This window comes from Vibrio sp. 2092 (assembly GCF_033339635.1).
GTDB lineage: Bacteria > Pseudomonadota > Gammaproteobacteria > Enterobacterales > Vibrionaceae > Vibrio > Vibrio alginolyticus.
On sequence record NZ_JAWOUY010000002.1, the window covers coordinates 36,932 to 52,881 of the forward strand.

At 44.5% G+C, this 15,950-nt stretch carries 13 protein-coding genes; 8 read left to right on the forward strand and 5 right to left on the reverse strand.

All coding sequences use genetic code 11. The annotated features are described in order from the left end of the window. Positions 1–3 precede the first annotated feature (3 nt). On the reverse strand, positions 4–573 hold the full coding sequence (locus tag R7P80_RS03930) for a hypothetical protein (RefSeq protein ID WP_017634743.1): 570 nt from the start codon (positions 571–573) through the stop codon (positions 4–6). Between the two features lie 249 nt (positions 574–822). Here R7P80_RS03930 and lolC point away from each other — a divergent pair, with 249 nt between their 5' ends. From lolC to lolE, 3 genes are read left to right on the forward strand one after another with little or no spacing between them, the layout of a single operon-like run. After that, the gene (gene lolC, locus R7P80_RS03935) at positions 823–2,031 is read left to right on the forward strand and encodes a lipoprotein-releasing ABC transporter permease subunit LolC (protein ID WP_031778997.1); all 1,209 of its coding nucleotides are present in this window, start codon (positions 823–825) and stop codon (positions 2,029–2,031) included. Continuing rightward, a complete protein-coding gene (gene lolD / locus R7P80_RS03940) occupies positions 2,024–2,731 on the forward strand; it encodes a lipoprotein-releasing ABC transporter ATP-binding protein LolD (RefSeq protein ID WP_005378457.1) in 708 nt (235 codons plus the stop codon). Before lolC ends, lolD begins: the two co-directional genes overlap by 8 nt. A gap of 2 nt (positions 2,732–2,733) precedes the next feature. Next, entirely contained in the window at positions 2,734–3,978 is a 1,245-nt protein-coding gene (lolE, locus tag R7P80_RS03945; protein ID WP_025766930.1) for a lipoprotein-releasing ABC transporter permease subunit LolE, read from the forward strand. 150 nt (positions 3,979–4,128) lie between these two features. Here lolE and R7P80_RS03950 read toward each other — a convergent pair whose 3' ends face one another. Next, the gene (locus R7P80_RS03950) at positions 4,129–4,638 is read right to left on the reverse strand and encodes a DUF2062 domain-containing protein (protein ID WP_005387834.1); all 510 of its coding nucleotides are present in this window, start codon (positions 4,636–4,638) and stop codon (positions 4,129–4,131) included. Positions 4,639–4,646: 8 nt separating this feature from the next. Between R7P80_RS03950 and R7P80_RS03955 the strand changes: the two genes are divergently transcribed. Genes R7P80_RS03955 through kdsB form a run of 5 tightly spaced genes read left to right on the forward strand, consistent with a single transcriptional unit; the run spans position 4,647 to position 10,610 of the window. After that, positions 4,647–6,902, forward strand: a complete 2,256-nt coding sequence (locus R7P80_RS03955) for a DNA internalization-related competence protein ComEC/Rec2 (RefSeq protein WP_225491479.1) — start codon at positions 4,647–4,649, stop codon at positions 6,900–6,902. A gap of 31 nt (positions 6,903–6,933) precedes the next feature. Continuing rightward, complete coding sequence (msbA, locus tag R7P80_RS03960; RefSeq protein WP_042522131.1) at positions 6,934–8,682, forward strand: lipid A ABC transporter ATP-binding protein/permease MsbA; 1,749 nt, start codon at positions 6,934–6,936, stop codon at positions 8,680–8,682. A 5-nt stretch (positions 8,683–8,687) separates the two neighbouring features. Next, positions 8,688–9,695 carry a tetraacyldisaccharide 4'-kinase gene (gene lpxK, locus R7P80_RS03965; RefSeq protein WP_017634739.1) on the forward strand — a complete coding sequence of 336 codons (1,008 nt, stop codon included), beginning with the start codon at positions 8,688–8,690 and terminating at the stop codon, positions 9,693–9,695. Further along, the gene (locus tag R7P80_RS03970; RefSeq protein ID WP_005378451.1) at positions 9,676–9,855 is read left to right on the forward strand and encodes a Trm112 family protein; all 180 of its coding nucleotides are present in this window, start codon (positions 9,676–9,678) and stop codon (positions 9,853–9,855) included. The genes lpxK and R7P80_RS03970 overlap by 20 nt, the downstream gene beginning before the upstream one ends. Next, positions 9,855–10,610 (forward strand): 3-deoxy-manno-octulosonate cytidylyltransferase, encoded by a 756-nt coding sequence (kdsB, locus tag R7P80_RS03975; RefSeq protein ID WP_005378450.1) that lies wholly within the window; start codon positions 9,855–9,857, stop codon positions 10,608–10,610. The genes R7P80_RS03970 and kdsB overlap by 1 nt, the downstream gene beginning before the upstream one ends. Positions 10,611–10,689: 79 nt before the next feature. Here the strand turns inward: kdsB and R7P80_RS03980 are convergent, their stop codons facing one another. The 3 genes from R7P80_RS03980 to R7P80_RS03990 are packed head-to-tail and all read right to left on the reverse strand — an operon-like array spanning position 10,690 to position 15,514. After that, complete coding sequence (locus tag R7P80_RS03980) at positions 10,690–12,249, reverse strand: SpoVR family protein (protein ID WP_005378449.1); 1,560 nt, start codon at positions 12,247–12,249, stop codon at positions 10,690–10,692. Between the two features lie 11 nt (positions 12,250–12,260). Further along, on the reverse strand, positions 12,261–13,532 hold the full coding sequence (locus R7P80_RS03985) for a YeaH/YhbH family protein (RefSeq protein ID WP_225491478.1): 1,272 nt from the start codon (positions 13,530–13,532) through the stop codon (positions 12,261–12,263). A 47-nt stretch (positions 13,533–13,579) separates the two neighbouring features. Beyond that, positions 13,580–15,514, reverse strand: a complete 1,935-nt coding sequence (locus R7P80_RS03990; RefSeq protein ID WP_005378447.1) for a PrkA family serine protein kinase — start codon at positions 15,512–15,514, stop codon at positions 13,580–13,582. Between the last annotated feature and the right edge of the window lie 436 nt (positions 15,515–15,950).

A 15,950-nucleotide genomic window follows, 5' to 3' on the forward strand; every position in this document is an offset into this window, starting at 1 on the left:
GAATTATTTTTTATCTCGCTCCATCGAGCGCTGACGTAAAAGTTTTTGTTGTTGATACAGTGCCGCCTTTATCAGTAAATCTTGATCAGATTCTCGGAGCATCTTGTATCTAAGCGTGATAATGAAATCTTGCTCTGAAGCATCACATTCTTCTACTTGAGCGTAACAGTAAATCGCCGCAGCAGGGTGATCGAGGAACAGTTTAACACGAACGAGTTGTTGAGTAGTTAACGCTGTATCTGAGCGGAAACTGAGTTGACTAGCACCAAACTGCGTCGTTTGATATCGAATGGAGGCGTCATCTTGTTGTGAAAGCATAAAGCTCAACAAGAGGTTAAGTTTCGCGTTTTGCGTATCAAGCAAGTTGATCACATGCTTTAACTCTTTGTTTTTCAGCTCTAGACGCGCGTTGTCTGCCAACATATCTAAGTGACTAAATTCACTGGCGACAATAAATGGTGCTGGAATTTCGGAGGCAAATGTTTCTTCATCTGGCAAAGCAAAGTCCGCACTCAACGTTTCGACGTTGATGGTGAGGTTATGATGGACGGTAAAGTATTCTTGCTCTGTCATATAGTCGATCCTTTTGCCAGTGAGCGCTCCCTGTTCACTCAACAAACAAAGAGAAATAGGGCACTGATTATCGCTAACTGAATGAAGTTATCAAGTTTAGCTGATTTGTCCTTGAACTTTTTGCCCTAAATACAGACTTATTGCATGTCGTTGACAAATTTAGCGATTCTCTTGTCTTCTTAATGAGAAGAGTAAGGTAAGATAATCCGCTAAAGCTTTATATCAAAACAACCAGTTGGTTTGTCTTATATGTATCATCCTATCTCATTGTTTATTGGCTTAAGGTATCTTCGGGGACGCTCTGGAGATAGGTTCAGCCGGTTTGTTTCTTATATGTCGACGGCGGGTATTACGATCGGTGTAATGGCGTTGGTGACGGTTCTTTCTGTGATGAACGGGTTTGAATCGCAGTTAAAAGAACGCATTTTAGGTGTGCTACCTCATGCCGTTGTTTCGCAACACGATGGAAAAACGCCTATGACCGAGTCTGCCCCTCCATTTGTTCAAGCGATGTCGAGTGAATCTCAGCCGGAGCCTATCGTTAGAGGAGAGGCTGTTATTCAGAGTTCTGCACAGCTGACGGCTGGTTACCTCATCGGTATTGAACCTAAGAAAGGCGATCCGATTAGCAACCATTTGATTGCCGGACGATTATCGTCACTTCAAGCAGGTGACTACAATGTATTTTTGGGTCACAGTTTGGCGCGTTCACTAAAGGTCTCAATCGGGGATAAAGTGCGCTTGATGGTGACCAACGCAACGCAGTTTACCCCACTTGGCCGTATTCCTAGCCAGCGAAACTTTACTGTCTCTGGCATTTTCAATACGGGATCGGACGTTGATGGTCAATTAATGATTGTGAACATGACGGATGCATCTAAGCTGATGCGTTTCCCTAAAGACACGGTTTCTGGTTGGCGTGTCTTTTTCTCTGACCCATTTATGGTAACGGATTTTGCTGACCAACCCATGCCTGATGGATGGGAATGGAGTGATTGGCGCGAACAGCGTGGTGAGCTTTTCCAAGCGGTGAAAATGGAAAAGAACATGATGGGACTTATGCTAGGTCTAATTGTGGGTGTCGCTGCATTCAATATTATCTCCGCTTTAATCATGGTGGTAATGGAGAAGCAATCAGAAGTTGCAATATTGAAAACTCAAGGCATGACTCAATCTCAAGTGATGACCATTTTCATGGTGCAAGGTGCAAGCAGTGGTGTAATTGGCGCGATTGTTGGTGGCGCTGCGGGCGTGATCTTGTCACTTAATCTAAATGCGATTCTTGAATCTGCTGGTGTGGCGCTATTCAGCTTTGGTGGTCATCTACCCATCTTGATTGATTCACTGCAAATTCTTTTAGTGGTGGTATTGGCGATTGCTCTTAGCCTTGCTGCTACGCTTTATCCTTCTTATCGAGCATCTTCTGTTAAACCTGCTGAGGCACTTCGCTATGAATAAGCTATTAGAATGTCGTGATATTCGTAAAGTCTACCGAGAGGGTTCGTTAGATACGGAAGTGTTGAAAGGCGTAAGTTTCGATATCGACAAAGGGGAGTTGGTTTCTATTGTTGGCTCTTCTGGTTCGGGAAAAAGTACCTTATTGCATATTTTAGGTGCGTTAGATGACGCAACTCATGGTGAAGTTGATTTTCTAGGGCAAAACCTATCAGCTTTGAGCTCGAACAAACAGGCGGCATTACGCAACAAGCACCTTGGTTTTGTATACCAGTTTCATCACTTATTGGCTGACTTTACTGCGCTTGAAAATGTGGCGATGCCACTGATGATTGGCGGTGCTAAAGTAGCGGATGCAAAACAGGCGGCTAAAGCGCTGTTAGATAAAGTTGGTTTGAGTCATCGGATGCAACATAGACCCTCCGAGTTATCGGGCGGTGAGCGTCAGCGTGTTGCGATTGCGCGTGCGTTGGTGAATAAACCTGATCTGGTCTTGGCTGATGAACCTACGGGGAACTTAGATCACAATACGGCACTGTCTATCTATGATTTGATGCGCGAGCTCAATAAAGAGTCAAACATTGCATTTTTGGTTGTCACGCATGACAAAGAGCTGGCAGCAAAAATGGATCGTCAAATGCACATGCAAGATGGTTTGCTCGTAGATCGTTTTGTGACTGATACAGCATCTGCGGAGGGCTAGTTTTGTTTACCTCTTTAGCTTTGATGATTGGTGGTCGCTTCAGTCGAGCGAAAAAGCGCAACAAGATGGTGTCTTTCATATCGCTTTCTTCGACCATTGGTATTGCGGTTGGCGTTGCTGTGATCATTATCGGTTTGTCTGCAATGAATGGCTTTGAGCGCGAGCTGCAATCGCGTGTGTTGTCTGTGATCCCACACGGCGAGTTAGAAGGTGTTAATGGACCACTTCATGACTACACCAAAACGATGAATCAAGCTCTAAAACATGAACATGTTGTTGCGGCAGCACCGTACGTTCGTTTTACGGGCTTGGCAGAAAAAGGCAGTAAGCTAAAAGCGATAGAAGTTCGTGGTGTAGAGCCTACTTTCGAGCAAGCGGTGTCGAGCTTATCGAATTTTATTGACCAAGAAGCTTGGCAAAACTTTTATGCCGGTCAGCAGCAAGTGATCTTAGGACGAGGTGTAGCAAACGAGCTAAATGTCGCCGTGGGGGATTACGTTACGTTGATGATTCCGCAAACAGGCGGCGCAAATAAAGTGCAGGCTCCTAAGCGAGTGCGCGTGAAAGTGTCAGGGTTCTTAACATTGAATGGCCAAATCGACCACTCTCTAGCGTTAGTACCATTGGCGGATGCTCAGCAATACGCGAGATTAGGGGAAGGGGTCACTGGCATTTCACTAAAAACTGACGATGTTCTCAATGCGCCTTCTATTGTTCGCGAGGTTGGTAGCATGGTTGATGTTTATGTGTATTTGAAAAGCTGGCAGCAAAAGTTTGGTTTTTTGTATCGCGATATTCAGCTCGTGCGCACCATTATGTACTTGGTGATGGTACTGGTGATTGGCGTGGCATGTTTTAATATTGTGTCTACGTTGATGATGGCAGTGAAAGACCGAGCGGCGGAAATCGCAATTTTGCGAACAATGGGAGCAAAAGATAGCCTAATCAAACGGATCTTTGTTTGGCAAGGTGTATTCTCTGGTGTATTTGGCAGTCTCGTCGGCAGTGTTATCGGTGTCTTAGTGGCGTTAAATCTGACTCCGTTAATTAAAGGGTTAGAGAGCTTAATTGGTCATCAGTTTTTATCGGGTGATATTTACTTCGTCGACTTCTTACCATCACAACTACACTGGCCAGATGTGGCATTGGTGTCAGTGACGGCGATAGTGCTTAGTTTACTTGCGACGTGGTATCCTGCTTCTCGTGCCGCAAGGTTGAATCCGGCGGCTGTACTGAGTTCTAAATAGCTGATTGTTTTACAATATGCGAAAAACAAAAAAAGGACCGAATTCGGTCCTTTTTTGTATTTATCCGACTTGAGTAACATCGCGTTTCATTCTAACTGTTAGATGCCCCTCAACTGATAGCTCAAATGCTGATTTTTACGCAGTAAGGTCTTATCTTATTTTGCGTTTTTGCCAGCTCCGTACTACTGAGTAGCGCCAAAGCCCTCGAATTCCGAAGTAGCCAATAATCGCGGATACAACCCCACAAATTGCGCAGCCCAATAGAAATGGAGGTCCAATGGTGCTCATTTGCTGCATGATGAATTCCCACGATAGTTCAAAGTGAAAAGGTTGCGGGGGAAGACGCATCACTAGAGCACCTAGCTTGTACGCAAAGTAAAATAGCACAGGCATAGTGATAGGATTGCTGATCCATACCAAAGCGACGGAGAGGGGCAGATTGACACCCAACATAATGGCCAAACCAGCGGCCATGATCATTTGGCTCGGCAGCGGAACAAAAGCCATAAATAACCCGACAGCAAAAGCCCCTGATGCCGAGCGGCGGTTTAAGCACCACAAGTTCGGGTTGTACAACACATTGCCGAAGACCTTCAATGCTTTTTGGCGTTTGATCAATTCATGATCTGGCATGAAGCGTTTTATCAGCTTTCTAGGCATAGGACAGCATGACTCTCTCAGAAAAAAGTTGGACCTTGGCGTTATTTGTAGCGAGCGTAATCTCGTCGGCTTGGTGGCCGACAATACCAGATTGGCGTTGGTTGCTGCTGGGAATAATAACCACTGGCTCAATAATCAAATTACGTCGTGGCTTAATTAGCATAGGCGCAATTGCGGGCTTTATGGTTGTCATCGTCCACGGCAATGTATTGGAGTCTCAGAGACAAGCCCTTTTTCAAGCAGGGGAGAATATTACCATAATTGGTAAAGTTGACAGCCCTTTTACGCAAATAAGTCACGGTTATGAAGGTATTGTCGCTATAGAAGCGGTAAATTCTCAAACTCTGTTACCTTTTCTTAAACCTAAAATCCGTCTTATTACGCCTTTTCCACTCGATGTTAACAGTGAGTTTACGACATCCATCTCGTTAAAGCCGATTACAGGTCTACGCAACGAAGCTGGCTTTGATGCTGAAAAGCACGCGATGGGTAAAAATACTATCGCCCGAGCGGTTGTTAACAAAGACGCTAAGTGGATTGTTCGTTCTAATGTATCTCTGCGTCAATCCATTATTGCCGATGTCGCTGATGATGTGTCTTCCCTTCATCATTTCTCGTTAATAAGTGCGTTAGTTTTTGCTGACCGTTCTTGGTTGTCTAAGGAAGATTGGCAAGCGCTCAGGGACAGTGGTTTACTGCATTTGGTCTCCATTTCTGGTTTACATATTGGTATGGCGTTTACTTTTGGGCTAGTCGTGGGCGGTACCGTTCGTTATCTATTACCCCAATACCAGTTGTTACCTAGCTTATATGGGCTGATCTTCGCTGTTGCCTACGCTTGGTTAGCGGATTTCTCTCTGCCTACTACGCGAGCAGTGTCGGTATGCGTTGTTTACGTTCTCCTGAAGTATACTCTGGTGCACTGGACTTCTTGGCGAGTTCTTTTGCTTGCAGTATCTCTACAACTGCTTGTCCAACCTTTTGCATCCGACAGTATGAGCTTTTGGTTATCATACCTCTCCGTTTGTGCGGTATTGTTCGCAATTAATTTGATTCGACATCAAAGGGGAGGTTGGAAAGCGCGATTAAAAGCGTTATTGCTTACTCAATTGATGTTGAGCGCTTTAATCGTACCTGTTAGTGGCCATTTCTTCTCCGGTTTTAGTTTGTCCTCAATAGCCTACAACTTGGTATTTATTCCTTGGTTCGGATTTATCGTTGTACCTTTGATGTTTCTAGCCCTGTTCTCATCTTTGTTTCTTGAAATGATAGCGAAGCCTCTGTGGCATTTGGTGGACTGGTCATTACAGCCATTGAGCACGTCAATACAGTACGCAGTAGGTTCTTGGCAACCCATTAGCATGGAAATGACAATGCTGGTTATGGTGATAGTGGTTTGCTTAATATTTCAACGGTTCATGTCTCAGTACGCGTGGTATTTGTTACTCGGCATCGTTATTAGTATCAAGTTTGCAGCGGAGTATGAACCGCATTGGCGTATCGATGTATTAGATGTAGGTCATGGCCTTGCAGTGGTTGTAGAAAAAGACGACAAGGTGTTGCTGTATGACACTGGTAAAGCATGGCAAAGCGGCAGTATCGCAGAGCAGGTCGTCACTCCGGTTTTGCATCAACGAGGTTATGAAAGCATAGATACACTGATTCTAAGCCATTCCGATAATGATCACGCAGGCGGCCGCTTTTTCATTGAAGATGCCTTTTCTCCACAGCGTAAACTTAGTAGTCAATTCTTTATCGAATATGAGCCTTGCACTAGAGGCGACCAATGGAAATGGCAAGGATTAAACATGGAAGTGCTCTGGCCTCCTGCACTTGTTCAACGTGCGTATAATCCGCACTCCTGTGTATTACGACTTACTGACCCTATTTCTAACTTTAGTATGCTTTTTACTGGTGATATTGAGGCCATTAGCGAGTGGATTTTGCTTAGAGAACCCGGAAAGTTACAAAGCGATGTGATGCTAGTCCCTCACCACGGGAGTAAAAGTTCATCGAATCCTCGATTTATTGAGGCGGTGAGCCCGAGTGTGGCAGTTGCTTCTTTAGCAAAAAACAATCGATGGGGAATGCCAGCGGAAAATGTCGTTGCTTCATACCGAAAACTTGGCATTACTTGGCTTGATACTGGTGAGGGTGGTCAGGTAAGCTTCTTTATTCACCGTGATAATTGGCGCTCAGAAACCAAACGTAGCGATACATTTGAGCCTTGGTATAGGCAGATGCTGCGTAAGGGAGTAGAATGAGAGTCTTAATGTAAGAAAATAAAGCACTTCTATGTCGATAAATACTGATGAAACGACTTGGCAGACGTTTAAGCGTCTATGGCAATTTATTCGCCTTTATAAGTCAGGTCTTGTCGTTGCAGTCATTGCATTAGTTATTAATGCTATATCAGATACCTATATGATTTCCCTACTAAAACCGCTACTCGATGAAGGTTTTGGGAACGCTGAGTCTGATTTTTTACGCACGCTTCCATTGATTATTTTTGCCATGATGTTTATCCGTGGCATAAGTGGATTTGTCTCCACCTACTGTTTGAGTTGGGTATCTGGCAACGTAGTTATGCAAGTCCGTCGCATGGTGTTCAATCACTTTATGCATATGCCAGTGTCATACTTTGATAAGGAAAAGACGGGCAACTTATTGTCGCGTATAACCTACGACTCAGAGCAAGTATCAGCGGCAACTAGCCAAGCGTTGGTGAGCATTGTGCGTGAAGGCGCAAGTATCATTGGTCTGTTAGTCTTGATGTTTTACAACAGCTGGCAATTGTCGCTAGTGCTGTTTGCTGTTGCTCCCGTTGTGGCATGGGGTATTGGTGTTGTTTCTAAACGTTTTAGAAAAATATCCAAAAATATGCAGACCATGATGGGTAACGTAACTGCATCAGCAGAGCAGATGCTGAAAGGCCATAAAGTTGTGTTGAGCTATGGCGGCCAAGACATCGAACGTAAACGATTTGAAAAAGTCAGCAACCAAATGCGTCAACAAAGCATGAAGTTGGTGACGGCTCAAGCGGCGGCTAACCCTATCATCCAAATGATTGCATCACTTGCAATTGTTGCCGTTCTTTATTTAGCAAGTATTGATTCGATTAAAGAGCAACTGACTCCAGGTACATTTACTGTTGTCTTCTCTGCAATGTTTGGTCTGATGCGCCCACTTAAAGCGCTGACTAACGTTACTTCTCAGTTCCAACGTGGTATGGCCGCGAGCCAAACGCTCTTCGCGTTAATTGACCTCGAGCCTGAGAAAAACGAAGGTAAGTTGACAGTTGAACGCGCAAATGGCGATGTTTCAGTTAAAAACGTAAGCTTTACTTACACTGGTGCAGAAAAACCAGCATTGGAAAATGTCAGCTTCGATATTCCAAGAGGAAAAACGGTGGCGCTAGTTGGCCGTTCTGGCTCAGGTAAAAGTACCATCGCGAACTTGTTCAACCGCTTCTATGATGTTGACAGTGGATCTATCACATTAGATGGGCATGATATTCGTGATTACGAGCTAAAGAATTTACGTCAGCAATTTGCACTAGTATCGCAAAATGTTCATTTGTTTAATGACACGATAGCAAACAATATTGCGTACGCAACGGATGGTCAATACGAGCGCAGTGATATCGAGAAAGCGGCAACACTCGCGCATGCGATGGAGTTCATCGGCAAAATGGATGATGGACTTGATACCATGATTGGTGAAAATGGTGCTAGCTTGTCTGGTGGTCAACGCCAACGTGTTGCGATTGCGCGAGCTCTATTGCGTGATGCTCCAGTGCTGATTCTTGATGAGGCAACTTCGGCTTTGGATACCGAATCCGAGCGAGCTATTCAAGCTGCACTTGATGAGCTGCAAAAAGACAAAACGGTACTTGTAATAGCGCACCGCTTATCCACAATCGAGAAAGCCGATGAAATTCTTGTGGTTGATGATGGTGCCATCATTGAACGTGGCAACCACGCTGAGCTTATTGAGAAAAATGGTGCGTATGCACAATTGCACCGTATTCAGTTTGGTGAATAAGCGCGGTGATTGAAAAAATCTGGTTTGAAAGCCATCCAATAAAATATCTCTTGTGGCCGCTTTTGTGGCCACTGAGTTTATTATTTGGAGCGATAAGCAAGTCAAAGCGAAAGCAATACCAAACTGGCCGCAAGCAAGCTTATAATGCGCCTATACCTGTTGTTGTGGTTGGCAATATCACTGCTGGTGGCAATGGTAAAACACCAGTTGTTGTGTGGCTTGTTGAGCAACTACAGCAAATGGGCTTTAAGCCGGGGGTTGTTTCTCGTGGTTATGGGGCAAAGGCTCCTGCCTATCCGTTAGTGCTAAAAGAAGATACGCCAGCGAAGCATTGTGGCGATGAACCTAAGTTGATTCATCGCCGTACAGGAGCACCTGTTGCGGTAGATCCTGTGCGTTCAAATGCAGTGAAAGCACTGCTAGATTTGGATGTGGATATCATAATTACGGATGATGGATTACAACATTATGCGTTAGGCCGTGATATTGAGTTAGTGATTGTGGATGGGAATCGCCGGTTTGGGAATGAAAGCCTGATTCCATTAGGTCCTTTACGTGAAGGTATTGAGCGACTTAAAGAAGTCGACTTTATCATCACCAATGGCGGTCAAGCGCATACGGGCGAAATCGCAATGGCTTTAGCACCCTCTAAAGCTATTAATCTTAAGACTAAGCAACATGTGGATGTCTCGGAGTTGAAAGATCTCGTCGCATTTGCGGGCATTGGGCATCCTCCGCGTTTTTTTCATACACTAAACTCGATGAACGCAAATGTTAAAGTCACAAAAGGTTTTGCTGACCATCAAGACTTTGATCAACAAGAATTAGAAGCATTGGCTCAACAAGGGACCAATGTGATTATGACCGAGAAAGATGCCGTCAAGTGCAGCCATTATGCGCAAGATAATTGGTGGTATCTGCCTGTATCTGCCCAGTTTGAGTCAAACGATGCAGAGCAAATTTTAAATAGAATAAAAGAGGTTAAAGCGGCTTATGGATCACCGTCTACTTGAGATTGTAGCTTGCCCTGTTTGCAAAGGTAAGCTGACGTACGATAAAGATAATCAAGAGTTGATCTGCAAATTGGATCGCCTTGCTTACCCGATCAAAGAGGGTATTCCAGTTCTGCTAGAGCCTGAAGCTCGCACTATGAGCATGGATGAGGGACGCTAATGTCTTTTACGGTTGTCATCCCTTCGCGCTACGCATCGAGCCGTTTGCCTGGTAAACCGCTAGCGGATATTGGTGGTAAGCCTATGGTTCAGTGGGTTTATGAACAAGCGCTACAAGCGGGTGCGGAAGATGTCATCGTTGCAACTGATGACGAGCGTGTTGCGAAAGCGGTTTCGTCATTTGGTGGTAAAGTTTGTATGACCTCTCCCCACCACGAATCAGGTACGGAGCGTCTTGCCGAAGTTGTTGAAAAGATGGCTATTCCGTCAGACCACATTATTGTTAATGTGCAAGGGGATGAGCCTTTGATTCCGCCGTCCATCATTCGTCAGGTTGCTGATAACTTATCTGGGTGTGAAGCCCCGATGGCGACGTTAGCTGTAGAAATAGACTCGGAAGAGGAAGTGTTCAACCCGAACGCTGTTAAAGTTGTCGCAGATGAGCAAGGCTATGCGTTGTACTTTAGTCGAGCAACCATCCCTTGGGATCGCGATAACTTTGCTAAACAAGACAAAACTATTGCCAACCCATTAATGCGTCATATTGGTATTTATGCTTATCGAGCTGGTTTCATTAATACGTATGTCAACTGGGCACCAAGTGCATTAGAGCAGATTGAGTGTCTTGAGCAACTGCGAGTGCTTTGGTACGGTGAAAAAATTCATGTGGCGGTAGCGAAAGAAGCACCAGCGGCAGGGGTTGATACGCCCGAAGACCTAGAAGCCGTGCGCGCGATTGTTGCAAAGCAAGCGTAACAAATGCTCATATAGATTTAAGAATAAACAAGGCTCCTGAATTAGGAGCCTTTTTGTTTTACTTGTATCGAGGTATTAGTTAAATGTTAGTGTCGTATTGGTTCCGTTTAGGGCAGGTTGCTAACACCTCTCGGTGACCGGTGTCTTTCACTTCTTGGAGAATGACATCAAAGCCCCATAATCGGTACACGTGCTTTAGAACTTCTTCGTAACTATCATCAAGTGGGATGCGGTTGTGAGGAACGTACTGCAACGTAAGTGAGCGATCACCACGGACATCGACATTAAACACCTGAATGTTTGGCTCAAGATTAGATAAGTTATACTGAGCAGCTAAGGTTTCTCTAATGCGTTTATAACCCATCTCATCGTGTATCGCAGCGACTTCAATAAAGTTCTTATGATCATCATCGTTTATCGCAAACAGCTTGAAATCACGCATTAATTTCGGAGAAAGGTATTGGCTAATAAAGCTTTCATCTTTGAAATTATGCATCGCGAAATGCACTGCATCTAACCAGTCGGTTCCTGCCAAGTCTGGAAACCACTCTTTGTCCTCATCAGTTGGTTCTTCACAGATACGCTTAATATCTCGGAACATGGCAAAGCCTAACGCGTAGGGGTTAATGCCATTAAAGTAAGGACTGTTATAAGGCGGCTGAGCCACGACACTGGTGTGGCTATGTAAGAACTCTAGAATGAACTTTTCAGACACCAAGCCCTCATCATAAAGATGGTTGAGTATGGTGTAGTGCCAGAACGTTGCCCAGCCTTCATTCATGACTTGCGTTTGTTTTTGCGGATAAAAATACTGACTGATCTTACGGACGATCCGAACAACTTCACGCTGCCACGGCTCTAGCAACGGCGCATGTTTTTCGAAGAAGTAGAGCAAGTTTTCCTGAGGCTCGCTTGGGAATCGCTCTTTAATGTCTTCCTCTTTCGTCTTGGCTGTCGGTACGGTGCGCCAAAGCTCATTAACTTGAGATTGTAGGTATGCTTCGCGTTCTTCTTGTCTTGCTTTTTCCTCTGTAATTGAGATTTTCTCTGGACGCTTGTAGCGGTCTACACCAAAGTTCATTAACGCGTGACAAGAGTCGAGCAGCTTTTCCACTTCTTTTACGCCATATCGTTCTTCACATTCGGCTAAGTACTTTTTGGCGAACAGCAGATAGTCGATAATAGAACTGGCGTCAGTCCACGTTTGGAATAGGTAGTTACCTTTGAAAAAAGAGTTATGGCCGTAACACGCGTGCGCTATCACGAGTGCTTGCATTGTTACCGTATTTTCTTCCATCAAATAAGCAATACAAGGGTCGGAGTTAATCACAATCTCGTAGGCTAACCCCATTTGACCATGTTTATAGTTCTGCTCTGTTTGAATGAATTTTTTACCAAATGACCAGTGGTTGTAATTGATTGGCATGCCGATACTTGAGTAGGCATCCATCATCTGTTCTGAAGTAATCACTTCTATTTGGTTAGGGTAAGTGTCTAGGCGATAATGCTCCGCGACACGCTTAATTTCTTTGTGGTATCGCTCTAACAGCTCAAATGTCCAATCTGGTCCATCTGGCAACACTTTACTGTTACGCTTCTTAGGCGCCTCTCCTGAGAGGTTTCTCGTTGCGGTATTCATCGCTAGCCTCCTTACGCCGTTTCTTTTTGGAATAGTTCACGAAAGACTGGGAAAATATCCTCCACAGAGCGAATGTTTTTCATTGCGAAATTAGGAAACTCTCCAGTGAGTTTTTCGTACTCATGCCATAGAGTTTGGTGCGAGCGCCGCGTGATCTCTATGTAAGAGTAATACTGACAGTTTGGAAGTAATTTGTTCACTAACAGATCCCGGCATCTTGGCGAATCATCTGCCCAGTTGTCACCGTCGGATGCTTGAGCTGCATATATGTTCCACTGACCAATCGGGTATCGCTCTTTTACTATTTCATCCATTAACTTGAGCGCGCTAGATACAATGGTACCCCCGGTTTCTTGTGAGTAGAAAAATTCGTGCTCGTCCACTTCCTTCGCTTGGGTATGGTGGCGGATAAAGACGACTTCGACATTCTCGTAGGTACGAGTTAAGAACAAGTACAAAAGAACATAGAAGCGTTTTGCGATGTCTTTCGTTGCCTGATCCATAGAACCGGATACGTCCATTAGACAGAACATGACCGCTTGGCTCGATGGTACAGGGCGTTTCTCATAGTTCTTGAAGCGTAAGTCGAAGGTATCGATGAACGGCACGCTTTCGATTTTCTTGCGCAGTTCTTCAATTTCAGCCTTCAAGCGGTTCTCTTCAAACTGCTGAGCAGGTTCAATATTTTTGATGCGAGCAAGCTCGTCTTCTAACTCTTTAAGAAGTCGTTTCTTACCAGCAGTCATTGCAGTACGGCGCGCAAGAGATTGTTGCAGAGAACGTACTACGGCAATATTGGAAGGGATACCGGCAGTTTGAAAGCCTGCACGGTGTGTTTTCCATTCAGTGATTTTGGCAATTTGGTTTTTTTCTAGATTAGGCAGCTCGAGATCTTCGAACAAAATATCGAGGTACTCATCTTTTGATATTTGGAATACAAATTCGTCTTGGCCTTCTCCATCTGGACTGGCGTTCCCTTCTCCAGAGCCGCTACCCTGACCGCCACCTTTGGGACGCTCAATTTTATCACCAGTAATGAATTGGTCGTTACCGGGATGAACTCGTTCGCGAACACCACCTTTGCCTTGATGAAATATAGGCTCATTGATGTCTTTGTGAGGGATAGAGACCTCTTCGCCCGTTTCCGTATTCGTAATCGAGCGTCGATTCACTGCGTCTGCTACCGACTCTTTTATTTGCTCTTTGTGGCGCTTCAAGAAGCGCTGTCGATTAACAGCGCTCTTGTTCTTGCCATTGAGCCTTCGGTCTATAAATTGCGCCATGAAATAGCCCTCTTCATGTTTCACAAGCGACCTAACTCAATACTGGGTTAGGATGACTTACGTACTCGTAGGTACCACTCAGAAAGTAGGCGAACCTGTTTCTCGGTATAGCCTTTTTCCATCATGCGAGCGACAAAGTCGTCATGCTTCTTCTGATCTTCAGAAGAGGTTTTCGCATTAAATGAGATAACCGGAAGTAGCTCTTCGGTATTGGAGAACATTTTCTTCTCGATTACTGTGCGCAGTTTTTCGTAGCTGGTCCAAACCGGGTTTTGACCATTGTTATTCGCTTTCGCACGAAGCACAAAGTTAACGATTTCGTTTCGGAAATCTTTCGGGTTAGAAATACCAGCTGTTTTTTCGATCTTCTCTAGCTCAGCATTCAGTGAAGAGCGATCAAATAGCTGACCAGTTTCTGGATCTCGGTACTCTTGGTCTTGAATCCAGAAGTCTGCATAGGTGACATATCGGTCGAAGATGTTTTGGCCGTATTCAGAGTAAGACTCAAGATAAGCGGTCTGAATCTCTTTACCGATAAATTCAACGTATCGAGGTACTAGGTAGCCTTTCAAGAACTCGAGATATTTCTCTGCTGTTTCAGCAGGGAACTGTTCGCGCTCAACCTGTTGTTCAATCACATAGAATAGATGTACAGGGTTGGCTGCCACTTCGGTTTGGTCGAAGTTAAATACGCGTGACAAAATCTTAAAGGCAAAACGTGTTGAGAGACCGTTCATGCCTTCATCGACACCAGCATAATCACGATACTCTTGATAGCTTTTTGCCTTTGGATCCGTATCTTTCAGCGTTTCACCGTCGTATACGCGCATCTTAGAGAAGATGGACGAGTTCTCAGGCTCTTTAAGTCGAGAAAGAATACTGAATTGTGCCAGAGTCTCGAGTGTGCTTGGTGAACAAGGGGCTTGAGATAACTCACTGTTTTCGAGAAGTTTTTGGTAGATTTTGACTTCTTCTGAAACACGTAGACAGTAAGGTACTTTCACAATATAAACACGGTCCAAGAACGCTTCATTGTTCTTGTTGTTACGGAAGGTCTGCCACTCAGATTCGTTTGAGTGAGCCAGAATCATACCGTCGAATGGAATCGCAGAAAGGCCTTCTGTACCGTTGAAGTTGCCTTCTTGCGTTGCTGTTAGCAGCGGGTGAAGCACTTTGATTGGTGCTTTGAACATCTCAACGAATTCCATTAAACCTTGGTTTGCTTTACACAGCGCACCGGAGTAGCTGTAAGCGTCTGGATCGTCTTGCGAATAGTGTTCAAGCTTACGAATATCGACTTTACCAACCAATGATGAGATATCTTGGTTGTTTTCATCGCCTGGTTCAGTTTTGGCAATACCGATTTGGTCAAGGATAGAAGGGCGTACTTTCACTACTTTAAATTTGGTGATATCACCACCAAACTCGTGAAGACGTTTAGCGGCCCAAGGAGACATGATCGAGCGAAGATAACGGTGCTCGATGCCATACTCTTTTTTCAAAATATCGCCATCTTCTGTGGCTTTGAATAGGCAGAATGGATGGTCATTCACTGGGCTGCGTTCGCCGTTAGCAGTAAGAACATAAATAGGCATCTGTTCCATCAGAGCCTTAAGCTTTTCTGCAAGCGAAGACTTACCACCGCCGACAGGGCCGAGTAGGTAAAGAATCTGCTTACGCTCTTCTAGGCCTTGCGCCGCATGTTTTAGGTAAGACACAATTTGTTCTATGGCATCTTCCATGCCATAAAAGTCTTTAAAGGTTTCATAACGAGAGATAACACGATTCGAGAAGATTCGGCTTAGTCTCGGATCTTTTGCCGTATCGATTATCTCTGGTTCACCAATCGCCATCAGTAGGCGTTCTGCTGCATTAGCATAAGCGCTTTTGTCATCTTTACACAGGGCTAAAAACTCCTGTAACGACATCTCTTCATCTTTTGCAGCTTCATATCTTGATTGATAGTGGTCGAAAATACTCATGTCGCTTTCCCCTTTAATAGTCAGTCTACCGACGAACGTTGATTCAGGCTTTCCACCAACAGTTATGCTCGTTGTTGTTTGAATATACGTCCTGTTATCACATTTGGTTCGTACAGAATGTAAGATTGGCGACACCAAAGACTTTGCTTTATGGACGGTTTTTTCGTTACAACGGTGAGCGGTGGATATGAATTTTTCAATCACAGCCTTTCTCTACTTAAGCCTAGTCGGGGATTTGCAATTTTGCTTAACAATTATGAATTTATTGTAAAAGTGACATTTGAATCACTCTTTTATTTAGGACGAATTTATGTCGTGAATAGGTGCAATAGAAATCAAATATTTGGCAAAGACGGAAGAGTCTCAGTGATTCGTTGTTCTACATTGAGCAAGGCAAGTGAAAGAGGTAGGAAGAGAGCAAAGTCTTAGATAAGTT

What these genes read in the sequence shown, in the direction of transcription:
- R7P80_RS03930 (WP_017634743.1), bottom strand. Translation starts at nt 573, where the DNA reads ATGACAGAGCAAGAATACTTTACCGTCCATCATAACCTCACCATCAAC.
- lolC (WP_031778997.1), top strand. Translation starts at nt 823, where the DNA reads ATGTATCATCCTATCTCATTGTTTATTGGCTTAAGGTATCTTCGGGGA.
- lolD (WP_005378457.1), top strand. Translation starts at nt 2,024, where the DNA reads ATGAATAAGCTATTAGAATGTCGTGATATTCGTAAAGTCTACCGAGAG.
- R7P80_RS03950 (WP_005387834.1), bottom strand. Translation starts at nt 4,638, where the DNA reads ATGCCTAGAAAGCTGATAAAACGCTTCATGCCAGATCATGAATTGATC.
- R7P80_RS03955 (WP_225491479.1), top strand. Translation starts at nt 4,647, where the DNA reads ATGACTCTCTCAGAAAAAAGTTGGACCTTGGCGTTATTTGTAGCGAGC.
- msbA (WP_042522131.1), top strand. Translation starts at nt 6,934, where the DNA reads ATGTCGATAAATACTGATGAAACGACTTGGCAGACGTTTAAGCGTCTA.
- R7P80_RS03970 (WP_005378451.1), top strand. Translation starts at nt 9,676, where the DNA reads ATGGATCACCGTCTACTTGAGATTGTAGCTTGCCCTGTTTGCAAAGGT.
- kdsB (WP_005378450.1), top strand. Translation starts at nt 9,855, where the DNA reads ATGTCTTTTACGGTTGTCATCCCTTCGCGCTACGCATCGAGCCGTTTG.
- R7P80_RS03980 (WP_005378449.1), bottom strand. Translation starts at nt 12,249, where the DNA reads ATGAATACCGCAACGAGAAACCTCTCAGGAGAGGCGCCTAAGAAGCGT.
- R7P80_RS03985 (WP_225491478.1), bottom strand. Translation starts at nt 13,532, where the DNA reads ATGGCGCAATTTATAGACCGAAGGCTCAATGGCAAGAACAAGAGCGCT.
- R7P80_RS03990 (WP_005378447.1), bottom strand. Translation starts at nt 15,514, where the DNA reads ATGAGTATTTTCGACCACTATCAATCAAGATATGAAGCTGCAAAAGAT.